General features: G+C 71.7%; 17 protein-coding genes. 8 read left to right on the forward strand and 9 right to left on the reverse strand.

Annotated elements, in window-relative coordinates; all coding sequences use genetic code 11:
* Window positions 1-681: DJ-1/PfpI family protein (locus tag E1283_RS16380; protein WP_132818785.1), on the forward strand; the 681-nt coding region annotated here is incomplete at its 5' end.
* A 61-nt stretch (window positions 682-742) separates the two neighbouring features.
* On the opposite strand, the gene E1283_RS16385 is transcribed toward E1283_RS16380, so the two are convergent.
* The 3 genes from E1283_RS16385 to E1283_RS16395 are packed head-to-tail and all read right to left on the reverse strand — an operon-like array spanning window position 743 to window position 2,290.
* Window positions 743-1,015 carry a helix-turn-helix domain-containing protein gene (locus tag E1283_RS16385; RefSeq protein WP_132818786.1) on the reverse strand — a complete coding sequence of 91 codons (273 nt, stop codon included), beginning with the start codon at window positions 1,013-1,015 and terminating at the stop codon, window positions 743-745.
* Window positions 1,015-1,512 (reverse strand): DUF2975 domain-containing protein, encoded by a 498-nt coding sequence (locus tag E1283_RS16390; RefSeq protein WP_132818787.1) that lies wholly within the window; start codon window positions 1,510-1,512, stop codon window positions 1,015-1,017. The genes E1283_RS16385 and E1283_RS16390 overlap by 1 nt, the downstream gene beginning before the upstream one ends.
* Before the next feature lie 31 nt (window positions 1,513-1,543).
* A complete protein-coding gene (locus E1283_RS16395) occupies window positions 1,544-2,290 on the reverse strand; it encodes an isopentenyl transferase family protein (RefSeq protein ID WP_243744881.1) in 747 nt (248 codons plus the stop codon).
* A gap of 275 nt (window positions 2,291-2,565) precedes the next feature.
* Here E1283_RS16395 and E1283_RS16400 point away from each other — a divergent pair, with 275 nt between their 5' ends.
* The 3 genes from E1283_RS16400 to E1283_RS16410 are packed head-to-tail and all read left to right on the forward strand — an operon-like array spanning window position 2,566 to window position 5,042.
* Complete coding sequence (locus E1283_RS16400) at window positions 2,566-4,125, forward strand: WXG100 family type VII secretion target (RefSeq protein WP_132818788.1); 1,560 nt, start codon at window positions 2,566-2,568, stop codon at window positions 4,123-4,125.
* An 18-nt stretch (window positions 4,126-4,143) separates the two neighbouring features.
* Window positions 4,144-4,557 (forward strand): DUF4279 domain-containing protein, encoded by a 414-nt coding sequence (locus E1283_RS16405; protein WP_165956143.1) that lies wholly within the window; start codon window positions 4,144-4,146, stop codon window positions 4,555-4,557.
* Window positions 4,558-4,583: 26 nt separating this feature from the next.
* The gene (locus tag E1283_RS16410; RefSeq protein ID WP_165956144.1) at window positions 4,584-5,042 is read left to right on the forward strand and encodes a DUF4279 domain-containing protein; all 459 of its coding nucleotides are present in this window, start codon (window positions 4,584-4,586) and stop codon (window positions 5,040-5,042) included.
* Here the strand turns inward: E1283_RS16410 and E1283_RS16415 are convergent.
* Both E1283_RS16415 and E1283_RS16420 read right to left on the reverse strand, forming a co-directional pair.
* The gene (locus E1283_RS16415) at window positions 5,014-5,220 is read right to left on the reverse strand and encodes a DUF397 domain-containing protein (RefSeq protein WP_132818791.1); all 207 of its coding nucleotides are present in this window, start codon (window positions 5,218-5,220) and stop codon (window positions 5,014-5,016) included. The genes E1283_RS16410 and E1283_RS16415 overlap by 29 nt on opposite strands.
* Window positions 5,199-6,014, reverse strand: a complete 816-nt coding sequence (locus E1283_RS16420) for a DUF5753 domain-containing protein (protein WP_132818792.1) — start codon at window positions 6,012-6,014, stop codon at window positions 5,199-5,201. The genes E1283_RS16415 and E1283_RS16420 overlap by 22 nt, the downstream gene beginning before the upstream one ends.
* 199 nt (window positions 6,015-6,213) lie before the next feature.
* Here E1283_RS16420 and E1283_RS16425 point away from each other — a divergent pair, with 199 nt between their 5' ends.
* Complete coding sequence (locus E1283_RS16425) at window positions 6,214-6,432, forward strand: hypothetical protein (RefSeq protein WP_132818793.1); 219 nt, start codon at window positions 6,214-6,216, stop codon at window positions 6,430-6,432.
* A gap of 10 nt (window positions 6,433-6,442) precedes the next feature.
* On the opposite strand, the gene E1283_RS16430 is transcribed toward E1283_RS16425, so the two are convergent.
* The 4 genes from E1283_RS16430 to E1283_RS16445 form a co-directional block, all read right to left on the reverse strand.
* A complete protein-coding gene (locus E1283_RS16430; protein ID WP_132818794.1) occupies window positions 6,443-7,237 on the reverse strand; it encodes an ABC transporter permease in 795 nt (264 codons plus the stop codon).
* Window positions 7,234-8,232 (reverse strand): ATP-binding cassette domain-containing protein, encoded by a 999-nt coding sequence (locus E1283_RS16435; protein ID WP_132818795.1) that lies wholly within the window; start codon window positions 8,230-8,232, stop codon window positions 7,234-7,236. Before E1283_RS16435 ends, E1283_RS16430 begins: the two co-directional genes overlap by 4 nt.
* Window positions 8,233-8,313: 81 nt before the next feature.
* The gene (locus tag E1283_RS16440) at window positions 8,314-9,162 is read right to left on the reverse strand and encodes a DUF4097 family beta strand repeat-containing protein (protein ID WP_132818796.1); all 849 of its coding nucleotides are present in this window, start codon (window positions 9,160-9,162) and stop codon (window positions 8,314-8,316) included.
* Between the two features lie 81 nt (window positions 9,163-9,243).
* Entirely contained in the window at window positions 9,244-9,768 is a 525-nt protein-coding gene (locus tag E1283_RS16445; protein WP_132818797.1) for a hypothetical protein, read from the reverse strand.
* 220 nt (window positions 9,769-9,988) lie between these two features.
* Between E1283_RS16445 and E1283_RS16450 the strand changes: the two genes are divergently transcribed.
* From E1283_RS16450 to mreB, 3 genes are all read left to right on the forward strand, one after another.
* The gene (locus E1283_RS16450) at window positions 9,989-12,058 is read left to right on the forward strand and encodes a dynamin family protein (RefSeq protein ID WP_165956145.1); all 2,070 of its coding nucleotides are present in this window, start codon (window positions 9,989-9,991) and stop codon (window positions 12,056-12,058) included.
* Between the two features lie 23 nt (window positions 12,059-12,081).
* A complete protein-coding gene (locus E1283_RS16455) occupies window positions 12,082-14,049 on the forward strand; it encodes an ABC transporter ATP-binding protein (RefSeq protein ID WP_132818799.1) in 1,968 nt (655 codons plus the stop codon).
* Window positions 14,050-14,086: 37 nt separating this feature from the next.
* On the forward strand, window positions 14,087-15,208 hold a 1,122-nt coding region (mreB, locus tag E1283_RS16460), incomplete at its 3' end, for a rod shape-determining protein (RefSeq protein WP_132818800.1).

A 15,208-nucleotide genomic window follows, 5' to 3' on the forward strand; every position in this document is an offset into this window, starting at 1 on the left:
GCCACCGCCACCGCGACCCCCGCCGGCCGTGGCCCGCGGATCGGGATCCTGCTCTACGACGGCTACAGCCTGCTCGACCCGACCGGGCCCGCCGAGATCCTGGCCCGGCTGCCGAACGCCACCGTCACGATGATCGCCGAGCGGCGCGGCCCGGTCCGCACGGACACCGGCGACGTGGCCGTGTTGGCCGACCGGTCGTACGCCGAAGTCGACCGTCTCGACGTGCTGTTGGTCCCCGGCGCCGGCAACCGCGGCACGATCGGCGCGATGGGGAACCCCGCCCTGCTCGACTTCGTGCGCCGCGTCGACCGCCACACCCGGTGGACGACGTCCGTCTGCACCGGCTCCCTGATCCTGGCCGCCGCCGGGCTGCTGACCGCCGGCCAGCGCGCCACCACCCACTGGGCGTCCGCCGGCTATCTGGAGTCCGAGTTCGGCGTGGTCCACGTGCCGGAACGCTGGGTGCGCAGCGGCAGGTTGATCACCGCGGCCGGCGTCTCGGCCGGCCTCGACATGGCTCTCCACCTGGCGGCCCAGCTCGCCGGCGACACCATCGCGCAGGGCATCCAGCTGGCCGTCGAGTACGACCCGCGCCCTCCGTTCGACGCTGGCGACGCCGCCCAGGCGAGCCCCGAACTCAAGGCGCTGGCCCTTCGGTTGCTTGAGGAGTCGCAGGTCTAGGCGGGCTCGGGAGCGGAGCCGCGTCTCATGTTCCGGCGTGGAACGGCCCGACCGCAGGGGTTCAGGCCTGCCTGAGGTCGACCCCCACGGGACCGTCGGCCGCCGAGGCATCGGCCGCCGGGTCGTCGCCGTCCGGTACCCAGCGCAGCACGTCGCCCGGCTGGCAGCCCAGCGTGCGGCAGATCGCGTCGAGCGTGGTGAACCGCACCGCCTTGGCGCGGCCGTTCTTGAGGACGGCGACGTTGGCCGGCGTGATGCCGACGGCCTCGGCGAACTCGCCGACCGACATGCGCCGTCTGGCGAGTTGGACGTCGAGGTCGACGACGATCGCCATCAGACGACCTCGGCGATCTCGGCCTGGAGGTCAGTCGCCTTGCGCAGCAGGGTCCGCATGACGACGACGAGCATGAGGAACGCCGCCCCGAGGCCGACGCACGCGGTCGCGCCCGCCAGCGCGCTCAGCACCTCCATGCTGCCGTCGGGCTCGGGGATCTCGGCCAGCGACAGGTGCCCGGCGACGCCGAACGCCAGCAGCGTCGCCACGCCCGCCGCGCCGATGATCACGTCGACCCAGCGGAAGGCGCCGGACGTGAAGATCGCGTCGCGGTCCACCATGGCGAGCAGCATCCACACGGCGACGAGCGCGATCTGGACGCAGGCGACGCCCACGATCGCCACCGTCACGTACGCCGCCTGGAACGGCGCGTAGGGCGGGAAGCGGTCGACCTCGTCGGCCGCCGCCGCCGGGATGACCACCAACTGGCCGAAGACCCCGGCCAGTACGGCGATCACGATGCCGGCACGGAGCAGGGCGATGAAGTACTTGTGCATACATCGATCGTCGATAGATACCGATCGAAAGTCAATCGGTGACGGCGTCGGGCTCGCCGCACCACCCGTCGAAGACCATGGAGAAGATGCGGTCCTGAAGCACCCCGTGCTCGGCGTGACGCAGGGCGACCATGCGGGACAACTCCCCCACCTGCTCCTCGGTCAGCGCCGCCGAGGCCAGGGACTCCACGGCGAAGGAGTGCGTGGCGCACCATTCCAGGATCCCCTTGAACCCGTTGATGGACGCGACGAACGACCGCTGCTCGACGCTTTTCCAGGCGATGGCGAGTTCCTCGATCGCACTCGTCGCCGCCCCCTCGGGAACGAGCATCCCACGCGCCCGCCGGGTCAGCCCCGCCACGTACTCCCGGCGATCGGCTATGTGCATCAGCCGCACCGTGGCCCGGAACCCGAGTTCCGGCAGCAGTTCGGCGAAGTCCCAGAGCAGCGAGATGGAGCCGCCCTCGACGATCACGAAGGGGTGGCGCTCGCGGAGCCCCCGCAGCGTCCCGATCAGCGCCTCCAGGGCGTCGGCGACGGCGAAGTCCCCGTCCGCCACGGCGCGTTCGGCCAGCCAGATCCGCTCCACGTCGGCCGCCTCGCCGCCGGCCCTGGCGCTCGTGGTGGCCAGCTCGGGGAAGCACTGGATCCGGTCCGCCACCACGATCGGCGCCCCGGTGGCCCGCGCCAACTCGGTGGCGGCGGCGCTCTTCCCGATACCCGTGGGACCCGCGATGATATGGATGACCTGTGTATGTTCCGCGTCGGCGTCAGACACGATTTCCCCCTTCGGCCGTTTCGCCTGACCGCCTCTCACGATAGGCCCGTTTTCCCACGGCGACTCACTCGTTGAAGCATTGACTATGCCAACGGACGGGCAAGCGGGTAAAGACCAGCCCTACACCCCTGCTCCGACGGCCTGTTGACGTGCCGGCGGTCGACGCGGACGCCATCCCCCGCTCTGTCACATGTCTGTGACAGAGGCATGACTGTTCCTCCGGATCCGGCGGATATGTTCGATCTTGGTGCGGACGACAGCAACGGGGGGCTGGGGTGGCACGCGCATCTGACTGGAGTCCGGTCGACATGGACTCGGACCCGACACCGGGCTACCCGGACGACGTGCGGGAACTCGCCGACACGCTGCAGGACTTCGCCGACGATGTCGGTGAGGCGCTGCGCCAGGTGAGGGGGATGTCCGAGGACCGGGCCGTGCTCGACTGGGCGGGCCTGTCCGCCGAGGCGTTCAGGTCGGAGTTCGACGGGGTGCCGGGCAACCTGGAGAAGCTGCGGACGTCGTACGACATGGCGGGGCAGGCGCTGCAGACGTACTGGCCGAAGTTGGAGACCGCCCAGGGCATGGCCGACCGGGCGTTGGACCGGGCGATCGCGGCGCAGGCCGATCTGACCTCCGCGCAGGGCGCGTTGACCGACGCGCAGGACTGGGTGTCGCGGGCCGGGGACGAGGCGGACCGGCTGGAGCGCGAGGGCGAGCGGGAGAACGTCGAGCCGCCCTCGGAGGCGGAGGTACGGGCCGCCACGCGGGACGCGACCGCCGCCGGCCAGGCCCGGTCGGACGCGCAGGGACAGGTCGACGCGGCTGAGGAGGCGCTGTCGGCGGCGCGTGAACTCGCCCGGCAGGCCAAGGAGATGCGGGAGGACGCGGCCCGCGCCTGCGCGGACGAGATCGACGCGGCCTCCGACGCCGGCATCCAGAACCGCCGCTGGTGGGAGGACGCCGTCCACTGGGTGACGGAGAACTGGGACACCATCGTCGAGATCTGCAAGGTCGTCGTCGCGGTGCTCGGCATCGTGGTGATGATCATCGGCGGCCCGCTGGCCTGGGTGGTGCTGGCGGCGGCCCTGGTGGTGCTGGCCGACACCCTGTACGACTACGCGCGTGGCGAGGCGTCCCTGTGGGACGTCGCCTTCGCGGCGCTCGACTGCATCCCCGGCTTTAAGGGACTGACGACCGCGGGCGGCCTGATCCGGATGCTCAGCGACGTTCCGGGGGCGATACGGAATGTGGCGGGCGGCGTCCGCCGCCTGGCCGGCACCGGCATGACCACCATCGCGCGGGGCTGGAACGGCGACGTCCTCGGCATGGTCGCGACGGGCGCGCGCGGCACGGGCGGCACGACCCCGTCCCCCGGCGTGATGGACGCGCTCAGGGCGCACATGGGGAGCCCGACGATGAGCAGCCGGACCTACACGTCCGACCAGGGCCACTACTACGCGACGAGGGTCTTCGCAGGCGGGCGTGCGGACGGCCAGTCCGTTCTGGCCGGCCACGGCTACTTCGAACGCGGCGCCGGAGACTTCGTCGTGCCGGAGGGCACCTCGATCTCGTTCTACACGAGCCACGGCGACATGCTGAACGGCCTGGACGGGGTCGCCATCGAGGCCGGCATCTACCCCAACGCGGCCCTGGAGACCTTCCACGCGGGGGACGTCATCCCCAACTACACTCTCGCTTCGCCGGCAGGCACGGGAGGCGGCGCCGTCTCCGTGATGGAGAACTCCACGACCGTGGCGGAGCGCACCTCACTGAGCGACCTGCTGAGCGAGAACATGGGAGACGTCCACTGGGCGGCCTGCCGGGAACTCATGTGATTCAGGATGGGACCCTCCATGAACTACACGCACACCGAGCACCCGTGGGTGCAGACGGATGCCACGCTCGTCATCAGCAAAAGCGATCTGGTGCCGGAAGCCGTCACCGAGCGCCTCGGCCTGGAGCCCACCGGCACGCGGCTCCCCGGCCCCAGCCGCTGGGATCCGGACGGGGATCCGTCCGGACTGTGGCTGTTGGAGCGCGCCGAGCGAGAACTGGGCCATGCCGGCCAGGTCGACGCGATCCTTGACGCGATCACTCCGAGCGCGGAGGTTCTGCGCGAGCTCATGGACGAGGGGTACGACGTCGGAATCACGACTTTCGGTTACGTGGGCACCGGAGCGGTACTGGAGCTGTCGCCCGCCGCGACCACACGACTGGCCTCGCTGGGCATCCCCTTGAAACTCATCGTCAGCACCAGCAATCGCTGAACGGGAACGGAAAGAGGAGGATTCGCGTGGCACGTAGCCCGAAGCAGTGGCAGTCGCTGAGCCTGGCCCTGCTGATCACCAAGGCCGACCTTTCGCCCGACGAGCTCACGCGGCGACTCGGCACAGAGCCCGACATCGCTCGCGCCCCTGGTGAGGAGCAGGCGTTCCGTGAGGGGGCCGGCTGCTGGATCCTGACAGCGACGGCCTCCGACGTCGCGGGACTCCTGGACGCCCTGTCGCCCCGCGTCGCACCGCTGGCCTCCGAGTTGGCCGCCCTCCGTGAGGAGGGCTACCGCGTGCAACTCGACATCTCCGGCCATATCGACAGCGGCATGCACCACCTCACCATCTCGCCGGACCTGATCGCGGAGCTGGCGCGGCTCGGTCTGCCGCTGTCCTTCACGACCAGGTCGTCGAAGGTCGGCAGCGACGAGGACCTGATGGGCTGGGACCCGCCTACCTACTCGCACCGCCGCGACTCCTGACGAACGCGGTCCAGGCGCTGGCCGGGAAGACCAGCGCCGGGCCGTCCGAGACCTTGCTGTCCCGCACGGGGACGACGGCGGGGATGCCGTCCGCGACTTCCAGGCAGTTGCCGCCGTCGGTGTTGCTGTAGCTGGACCTACGCCACGCCGCGTTGCTCAGGTCGGAAGCGCCTCGCATGGGTTGAAATCCTCCATCGCCCTCTCGATCAGGGCCGCCGACTCCCTCGGCGACAGGGCGTACGCCCTGAGTAGATCGTAGGACCGATGGCGCCTCCTGACAGCGGCTGGCGTCTCGATCAGCTGCCCCTCTCCAATGCCTTCCAGGTAGGCCACTGATGAGCGATTCGGGAGCGTCAGCAGGGTGAGCGATCCGCCAAGAAGGGCGTGTTCCCCATGCGTGAACGGGAGGACCTGGATCTTGCTGCGGGCGGTGTCCACCAACGGCTGGAGCTTGGCGAACTGCTCGTACATCACCGCCCGGCCGCCAACCGGCCGACGCAACACCGCCTCGTCGAGGATCGTCCACAGGTACGGCGCCACGTCCGAACTCAGCCGGTCCTGCCGGCTCATGCGAGTGGCGACCCACTCGTCGACGTCGTCGGCGCTGGCTTCAGGTGCCCCGATGCGCAGCAACGCCCGCGCGTAGGCCTCGGTCTGGAGCAGGCCAGGCACCATGTGGCCGGCGTACTCGCAGATGTCCGTGGCCTGTGCGGCGAGTTCCATGAAGCGGCGGTAGCGGTCGGGGTACTGCTCGCGTTCGATGACGCGCCAGAGGCCGTCGAAGAGGCCGTCCGTGCCGAACGCGGCGTCGAGTTTGCCGGGGAGGGGTGGGAAGGGGATCCGCTCGGCCGTCTCCACGCCGTGGAGTTGGGTCTTGCTGTAGTTCACGACGTCCGCCAGCGCGTCCAGGGACATGTCGCCGTTGAGTTGGCGCTGCCTCCGCTGCTCGGCACCGAAGAGGTGGCGGGCCATGGGGGCACCTCCCAGCGGTAGCTGGGGGAGTGTGGGGTCGAGCTTGCGAGGTGGAGTGACCATCCGTGAAGCCTTCCGCATTCCTTGTCCCGGTATGGAACAGGATGAGTCTGTTGAGCCCGGTGTGCCGAGCGCAACGATTGATGCACCCACGGTGAACGATCGGATGTTTCGCCGTCAACAGTGCCTGGAGGCAGGGATGCGGGAGTTGGAGATCGGCGCCGCCGCGTACGACGAGCGGGTTGGCCGCTACGGCGTGGTCATGGACCACGAGGGCGGTCGCGTCTATCTGCGGCCGCCGGGTGGTGGGTTGGAGTGGGAGGCGGCGGTGGAGCACGTGCGACCGGCTCGGGTGAGCGAGGTGCTCGCCGAGCCGGTCGCGGAGGCCAACGCGCGGAGTCGCGGGGAGCGGCTGTGACCGGCCGCCGTCACTGCCGGGTGACGCGGGCGAAGGCGACGCGCGCCCAGACGTAGCCGGCGACGGTGAGGGCCAGGCACCAGGCGACGGAGATCAGGCCGCTGTTGCCGATCTCGGTGCCCAGCAGCAGGCCGCGCAGGGTCTCGATCATCGGCGTGAACGGCTGGTACTCGGTGAACCACCGCATCGCGGACGGCATCGAGTCGGCGGGGACGATGGCGCTGCCGAGGAACGGCATGAACGTCAGCGGCAGCGGGGTGTTGCTCGCCGACTCGGGTGTCTTGGCCACCAGGCCCATCGCGGCGGAGATCCAGGTGAGGGCCAGGGTGACGAAGCCGAGCAGGCCGAACGCGGCGAGCCATTCCAGCGCGTTGGCGTTCGGCCGGAAGCCGATGGCGAGGGCGACGCCGACGACGAGGACCAGGCCGATCATGGTCTGGATGACGCTGCCGACGACGTGTCCGGCCAGGATCGCGGCGCGGGAGACCGACATGGTGCGGAAGCGTTTGACGATGCCCTGCGTCATGTCGAGGCAGACGCTGATGGCCGTCGCGACCGCCCCTGAGGTGGCGGTCATCAGGATGATGCCGGGCGCGACGTAGTCGATGTACTCGACGTCGCCGATGCCGCCCATGGCGGTGATGCCGGTGCCGAGGGTGTTGCCGAACGCGTAGTTGAAGAGGAGCAGCATCATGATCGGCATCAACAGGACCGAGAAGGTCAGGGACGGGTAGCGGATCGCGCGCTTGAGGTTGCGGCGGAGCATCGTGGCCGAGTCGGTCATGGTGAGGGCGAGGGTGCTCATCGGACGTTCTCCAGTTGGGTGGTGGCGTCGGCCTGGCGGCGGGACGAGCCGGTGAGAGCGAGGAAGACGTCGTCCAGGTCGGGGGTGTGGACGCTGAGTTCGGCCGCCTCGATCGAGGCGGCGTCGAGGAGGTCGATCACGGAGCGGAGCATCGGGAGCGAGCCGTCGCTCGGAACGTGCAGGGTCAGCGACTCCTGGTCGGCCTCGGCCACCTCGAACACCTGGACGGCGGCGGCGAGTTGTTCCGGCTCGGCGAAGCGGACGCGGATGTGGCCGCCGGGGATGCGCCGCTTCAGCTCCTCCGCGGTGCCCTCGGCGACGAGCTTGCCGCCGTCCAGTACGGCGATGCGGTCGGCGAGTTCGTCGGCCTCGTCCAGGTACTGGGTGGTGAGGAGGATGGTGACGCCCTGGTCGTCGACGAGGCGGCGGATGATCTCCCACATGGTGCGGCGGCTGCGGGGGTCGAGGCCGGTGGTGGGCTCGTCGAGGAAGATGACGCGCGGGTCGCCCATCAGCGTCATGGCGAGGTCGGCCTTGCGGCGCATGCCGCCGGAGAGGGCGGTGCCCGGCTGGGCGGCGGCCTCGGTCAGTTCGAAGCGGTCGAGGAGCTCGGCGGCGCGACGGCGCCCCTCCTCGCGGCCGAGGTGGTGCAGGTCCGCCATCAGGATCAGGTTCTCCTGGACGGTGAGCAGTTCGTCGACGGCGGCGAACTGGCCGGTGACGCCGATCACGGAGCGCACCCCGGCGGGGTCGGCGGCCAGGTCGTGGCCGCCGACGCTGGCCCGGCCGTCGTCGGCGCGGACGAGGGTGGCCAGGATCTCCACGGTGGTGGTCTTGCCCGCGCCGTTGGGGCCGAGCAGCGCGAAGACGGTGCCCTCGGGGATGTGCAGGTCGATGCCGTCGAGGACGGTCTTTTCGCCGTAGGACTTGCGGAGGCCCTGGACGGAGATCGCGGCGGGCGACCGCCGGCCGCCTTCGCGACTGGACGTGGGCATGACAGATGAAGGCATGGAGTCCTCCCTTTCGAGGGCTGAGGTGACGGGGAAGGCGGGCGAGTTCTCGGGGGAGGAGGGCGATCAGCCCTTGGCGCGCAGGATGTCGATGGTGCCGTAGCGGGTGCGGGCACGGATCTCGATGGTGTCCGTGGCCCCGTCGGGGGCCTCGGAGGAGGCCAGCGCGTTGCGCACCTGGCCGGCGCCCGAGCTGACGTCGAGCCAGGCGGCCGTGCCCTCCCGGACGCCGACCGCGATGGCGCCGTAGGCGGTCTCCAACTGGACGGAGCCACGCGCCACTTCGCCCAGCCGCACGGCGCCGTGGGCGGTGGTGACGCTCACCGAGCCCTCGGCGCGCCGGATCTCGATGTCGCCGTGGGCGCCGCTCACCCGCAGCTCGTCGGTCGCGGCGTCGACGATCGTGGAGCCGTGCGAGTTCTTCAGGACGGCGGGACCGTCGAGGAGCCCGACGCGCAGGCTGCCGACGCTGGTGGTGATCTCGGCCCTGCCCTCGACCCGGTCCACGGTGATCGAGCCGTGCGACGCGGTCATGCTCAGCGGCCCCGTCGTGTCGAGGCGGACATCGCCCGACGAGGTCTTCACGCGGACCTCGCCGAGCCGGCCCTCGCCGAGCACCTGGGTCCAGGCTCCGGTCACGTCGACGTACGAACCGGTGGGCAGTTCGACCGTCACGTCGACGGTACCGGTGCGGCCGAGGCCGAACAGGTTGGACTTGGGCGTCCTGACGGTCAGCTCGCCGTTCGCGTAGCCGACCTCCGTCTGGTCCGCCCGCCGCACGTCCCGGTCCTTCTTCGGGTCGCGGGGCCGCACCTCGACGACGGTGTCGAGCCGGTCGCCCGCGATGAACTGGATGGAACCGGCCTCCACGCGCACCGTGGCCGAGATCGGTTCTGGAGTGTCGAAAGAAGGCATGGCTGTCCCGTCCTCTTGGGTCTTCAGGACGTCCCCGCTGGTGGGACGCGGTGTGTGGGTGACGTGGTGCGGGGGGCGCGGTTAGCGGACCCAGCCCGTGAAGCTCTGCCCCATGGCCCTGGTCTTCTCCGGGGCGCGTGGCCGGCCGCCGCCGTCGACCGCGGCCGACACGGCGCGCACCAGCCAGGCGTTGACCGACAGGCCCTCGCGGGTCGCGGCCTCCTCGACGAGGGTCTTGAGGTGGGCCGGCAGGCGCAGGTTGACGCGGGCGGTGCCGCCCTCGTCGCCGTCGGCCGCGGCCTGGGCCGGCGCCCTGAGCGGCTCGGCGGGCGCGGCCGGCTCCGTGGGGGCGCCGCCGTCGGTGGGCGGCGGCGTCACCACGAAGTCGGGGTCGAGCCCGCGCAGCCGGACATCGACCGAGCCGGGGGCGAGTTCGCGGGTGATCTCGTCCATCGCGGCGGAGAGCACGTTGAGCATGGTCAGCCGGGTCGCCGACTCCAGGGGGGCGGTGAGCCGGTCGGCCAGCTCGCGGGCTTCGTCGCCGCCGGCCTCGGCGGCCACCGCGAGTTCGCGGCGGAGGGAGTCGACATACGGCGTGAGGTCCATGACGCCATCATGGCACCACGATGGCGCCACACGCAAGCCCATGACGCCAGACATGCGCCAGACATGCGCCACCACGGCACCCGATGGCGCCGAATGGCACCATCGGGCGCCACGCGGCGCCAGAGCCCGCGCCAGACCCCGCGCCGGAGTCGGCGCCGGAGTCGGCGCCTTTCTTCCCATAAGGGGCGCGCAACCGGGCGCGAGGCGCTATAACTCGCCTGTGACGACCACAACGGGGTTGGAAGAACTGCGGGTTGAGCTGCACGAGGCGTTGGAGCGCGGCACCGCGTGGCTGGAGACGGTGGCCGCCGCGCCGACGACCACCGAGGAGTGGCGGGCCGAGGCGGGGCGGGACGCCGGCGCCATGCGGCAGCTGCGCACCCGCGCGGCGTCCTCGCTGATCAACGTGGCGCTGCTGGGCGCGTTCTCCTCGGGCAAGAGTTTCCTGCTCAGCGGCCTCCAGGGCGGCCTCAAGCTGCATCAGGGCACCGGCCCCGACGGGCTGCCGGCGGAGAAGTTCGTCGGGCTGCTGCCGTCCTCCCCCGTGCCGACCACGGCGTGCCCGGCCACCGTGGCGCCGGTGGCCGACGACACCGCCGAGGGGCCGGACACCAGCGGTTCCGGCTTCCTCCGCGTCCAGTTCGCGGACTCGGCCGAGGGCGAGTGGGAGGACGTGGGCAACTCGCCCGCGCAGCCCGTCGTCGCCGCCTACGCCATGCAGGACGCGGAGGTCACCAACCGGCTGCAGCCGCACTGGTACCGCGAGGTGGCCGAGATCGAGATCCTGATCTCGTCGTTCCGGGTGCCGGCCAAGCTCTACGACCTGCCGGGCTTCGGCTCGCCCAACGCCCTCCACGACGCCATCGTCAAGCAGGCCATGGGCCAGGCCGACTGCTTCATCTACGTCTCGCACGCCTCCCGCACCCTCTCGGAGAACGAACTCGACCTGATCCGCGCCCTCTACGCCCACTTCCGCGTCTACCGGAAGCCGGTGCTGTGGGTCCTCACCGCCATCGACCTGGCCACCCAGCTCGACCACCGCAACGTGCCGGCCTGGCAGGCCACCATCGACCGCAACAACGCCTATCTGCGCGAGCACTTCACGGTCGACGGCCGGCCCGACGCGGAGTTCATCGGCGAGGGCTTCGTCCCGGTGGCGCCGGCCGCCGAGGCGCGCGCCGCCGTGTTCGAGGCCCAGGAGCAGACGGCGCTGGCCAGGCGGCAGGCCGCCGAGAGCCGGATGGACGCGCTGCGCGGCACCCTGGAGACGCTGATCGAGCGCGGCTCGGGCCGCTACCACCTGGGCAGGGTGGCGGACGAGGCACGCGGGCTGCTCGGCCCCCGGGTCTCGCTGCTCGGCGAGCGACTGCGCACCGAGCGGATGCCGATCGACGAGCTCCAGGGCCGGCTCGACGCGCTGACCGAGCGCCGGCGGAAGGTCGAGACGGTCGCCCCGACGCTGCGCGAGGAGTTGGAGAACCGGCTCAAGGAGCACGTCAGGCGCGCCGCCCGGCCGTTCAACCGGCTCGCCGGACACCTGCACGCCACGCTCGACGCCGAGATCCGGGCCGCCGACGTGCGCCGGCCGATCAGGGCCAACCAGATCCAGGTCGCCAAGACGCAGGCGCTGCACGACTGGATCGAGGCGCCGGAGGGACCGGCGCGGATCTGGGAGCGGCAGCTGCGGCAGTTCAAGGACGTGGTCACGGAGCGGGTGCGGGCCGAGCTCGGCGCCGAGGACCCGGCGGCCGCGCTGCCCGGCTACCGCTTCGACATCAACGACCTGACGATGCCGCGCCCCCGCAGGAACCGGACCACGGCGCAGGACGTGCTCCAGCGCACCGCCGCCTTCCTCGGCATCTCGGCGCCCCTCGTGGCCACCGGCTCCTGGATCGGCGGGGCCGCCACCGCCGGCCTGGTGTTCCCGCCGGCCGCCGCCGTGCTGGGGCTCTCCGCGCTGGTCTACATGGGGATCCAGCACCGCAAGGCGCGGCGCACCTCGCTCGAGGTCACCCAGCAGGAGTGGATCGACGAACTGGACGCGGAGGCCCAGCAGGTGCGCGAGTCGTTCGAACTCGCGGTCGGCCTCCAGGGGATGGACATGCTGGACAACCTCTCCGACAACCTGCTCCGCTACGGCGACGAGCTGGACGACGGGATGGAGCGGGTGCGGGAGCGGATGTCCCGGCCGGAGACCCAGGACCAGCAGGCCCTCGTCGACCGGCTCGGATCGGTCGTCGAGGAGGGCGAGGCGGTGGTGGCGGCGTTGCGCGGGTTGACCTCAAGTTAACTTGAGGTCCTAGGCTCGGCACCATGAGCATGGAAATGACCGCCTGGCACAGCCTCTACAACGCCCGGCACGCCACCGAGGACCAACGCCCCTTCTCCCGAGCCGTGTTGCGACGGATCGGCGCCTTCGCCCGCCCCCACCGGCGGGAGCTCGGCTGGTTCCTGGTGCTGAGCGTCGGCGGCGCGGTGCTCGCCGTCGCGACGCCGGTGCTGGCCGGGCAGGTGGTCAACGCCATCACGGACGGCCACGCGCAGCGCACCGTCGTCACGCTGGCGCTGCTGATCGCCGGGATCGCGGTCGCCGAGGCCGCCCTCGGGCTGCTGACCCGCTGGCTCTCCGCCCGGATCGGCGAGGGGCTGATCCTCGACCTGCGGACCACCGTCTTCGACCACGTCCAGCGGATGCCGATCGCGTTCTTCACCAGGACCAGGACGGGCGCGCTGGTGAGCCGGCTGAACTCGGACGTGATCGGCGCGCAGCGGGCGTTCAGCGACACCCTCTCCGGGGTGGCGGGCAACCTGGTGATGCTGCTGCTCACCCTCGGCGTGATGGTCTCCATCTCCTGGCAGATCACGCTGCTCGCGCTGCTGCTGCTCCCCGTCTTCGTGCTGCCCGCCCGCCGGATGGGCGCCCGGCTGGCCCGACTCTCCCGGGAGGCCGCCGACCACGACGCGGTGATGGCGACCCAGATGACCGAGCGGTTCTCGGCCCCCGGCGCCACCCTCGTCAAGCTGTACGGGCGGCCGGCAGAGGAGTCGCGGGAGTTCGCGCTGCGGGCCGGTCGGGTGCGGGACATCGGGATCCGCAGCGCGATGCTCCAGATGGCGTTCGTCACCGCGCTCACCCTCGTCTCGGCGCTGGCCCTCGCCCTGGTCTACGGCCTCGGCGGCTACTACGCGCTGCGCGGCAGCCTCGACCCGGGCGCGGTGGTCTCGTTGGCACTGCTCCTCACCCGGCTCTACGCGCCGCTGACGGCACTGGCCAGCGCCCGGGTCGAGGTGATGACGGCGCTCGTCAGCTTCCAGCGGGTCTTCGAGGTGCTCGACCTGAAGCCGCTGATCCGGCAGGCCCCGGACGCGCGGCCGGTGCCGGACGGGCCGGTGGCGGTGGAGTTCGAGGACGTGGACTTCGGCTACCCGGCCGCCGACAAGGTCTCCCTCGCCTCCCTTGAGGAGGTCGCCACCCTCGACGCCCGGGGCGGGGAACAGGTGCTGCACGGCGTCTCGTTCCGCGCCGAGCCCGGGCAGCTGGTGGCGCTGGTCGGCTCGTCGGGCGCCGGCAAGTCCACCATCGCGCAGCTGCTCCCCCGGCTCTACGACGCCGACGCCGGCACCGTCCGGGTGGGCGGGGTCGACGTGCGCGAGCTGACCGCCGACTCGCTGCGCGCGACGTTGGGCATGGTCACCCAGGACGGCCACCTCTTCCACGACACCATCGGCGCCAACCTGCGACTCGCCGCCCCCGGCGCCGACGACGCGGAGCTGTGGGACGCCCTGCGCCGGGCCCGGCTCGACGACCTCGTCGCCGCGCTGCCCGACGGGCTCGACACGGTGGTCGGCGAGCGCGGCTACCGGCTCTCGGGCGGCGAGCGGCAGCGGCTCACCATCGCCCGGCTGCTGCTGGCCAGGCCGCGGGTGGTGATCCTGGACGAGGCGACCGCGCACCTGGACGCCACCTCGGAGGCGGCGGTGCAGGAGGCGCTGGCGGAGGCGCTGGCGGGGCGGACCTCGGTGGTCATCGCGCACCGTCTCTCGACCATTCGGGCGGCCGACCAGATCCTCGTCGTCGAGGCCGGCCGGATCGTCCAACGCGGCACGCACGACGAACTGTTGGCGGCCGGCGGGCGGTACGCCGAGCTGCACGCGACCCAGTTCGCCGACGCCGACCGCACGACGGCCGACGTGACGGGGGAGGTCACGGGGGAGGTCACGGGGGACATGACGCCCGAGGTCCTGCCTGACGCGCCGTCTACTCCGGTCGGCGCACAATGACGGGCTTTTCACCCTCCGTGCACACAAGATTACCAGTATGACCCTCAGCCTTGATCATCTTCGCCGCTGCACCCTCGCCGTGGACCTCGGTGCCGCCCGCACCCGCGTCTACCTCAAGCAGTCAGGACTGATCGTCGACGAGCCGTCGGTGGTCGCCGTCAACACCCAGACCGGCGCCCTGATCGCCGTCGGCAGCCCGGCCGAGCGGATGTCCGGCCGCACCCCGGCCAACATCCGGGTGATCCGCCCGATCAACAACGGCACCGTCGTCGACATCGACGTCGCCCAGCGGATGCTGCGCGCGATGGTGGGCAACAAGCTCCGCCGCGCCTGGCGGCGCAAGCCGCTGCTGCGCGCCGCCGTCTGCATCCCGCACGACGCCGACCCGCTGGCGCGGCGCGCGGCGCTCGAGACCCTGATCGGGGTCGGCGCGCGCCGGGTCGAGCTGGTGGACAGCCTGGTGACGGCGGCCGTGGGCTGCGGGCTGCCGGTCGAGGAGCCCGAGGCGACGATGATCGTGCAGTGCGGCGCGGCCACCACCGAGGTGGCCGTGCTGTCGCTCGGCTCGATCGTGGCCGCCGAGAAGGTGCCGATGGGCGGCGAGACGGTGGACCGGGCGCTGATGCAGTACCTGCGCAACGAGCACGAACTGCTGCTGCCCAGCCAGGCCGTCCGGCCGCTGCACGAGGCGCTGGCCGACCCGCTGCACCACATGGCGGAGGTCGCCGGCCGGGACGTGGCCACCGGCCTGGCCCGCACCGTCAAGATCGACCCGGTGTCGCTGCGCGCCGCCGTCACCCCGCCGCTGACCGCGCTCCTCGACACCATCCGCGCGGTGCTGCACCGCTGCCCGCCCGACCTGGTCGCCGACCTGGGCGACCGGGGCGTCATGCTCACCGGCGGCGCGGCGGGGCTTCCCGGGCTCGACGAGATGATCCGGCAGTCGACCGGGATGCCGGTCAACGTGGCTGACGAGCCGGGGCTGTGCGCCGTCCAGGGCCTGGGCGCGATGCTGGAGGGCCGGTACCGGCAGCGGGAGATCGCCGAGCCCAACTTCCGCCGTCACGAGACCGGCGGCGGCCGGGGCGACCTCAAGCGGCGCTTCCGCCGCCAGGTCAAGGCGTCGAGCAAGGCGGCGGGCAGCGCGTCGGGGGGCGGC

Source organism: Streptomyces hainanensis (assembly GCF_004348415.1).
GTDB classification, from domain to species: Bacteria; Actinomycetota; Actinomycetes; order Streptomycetales; family Streptomycetaceae; genus Streptomyces; species Streptomyces hainanensis.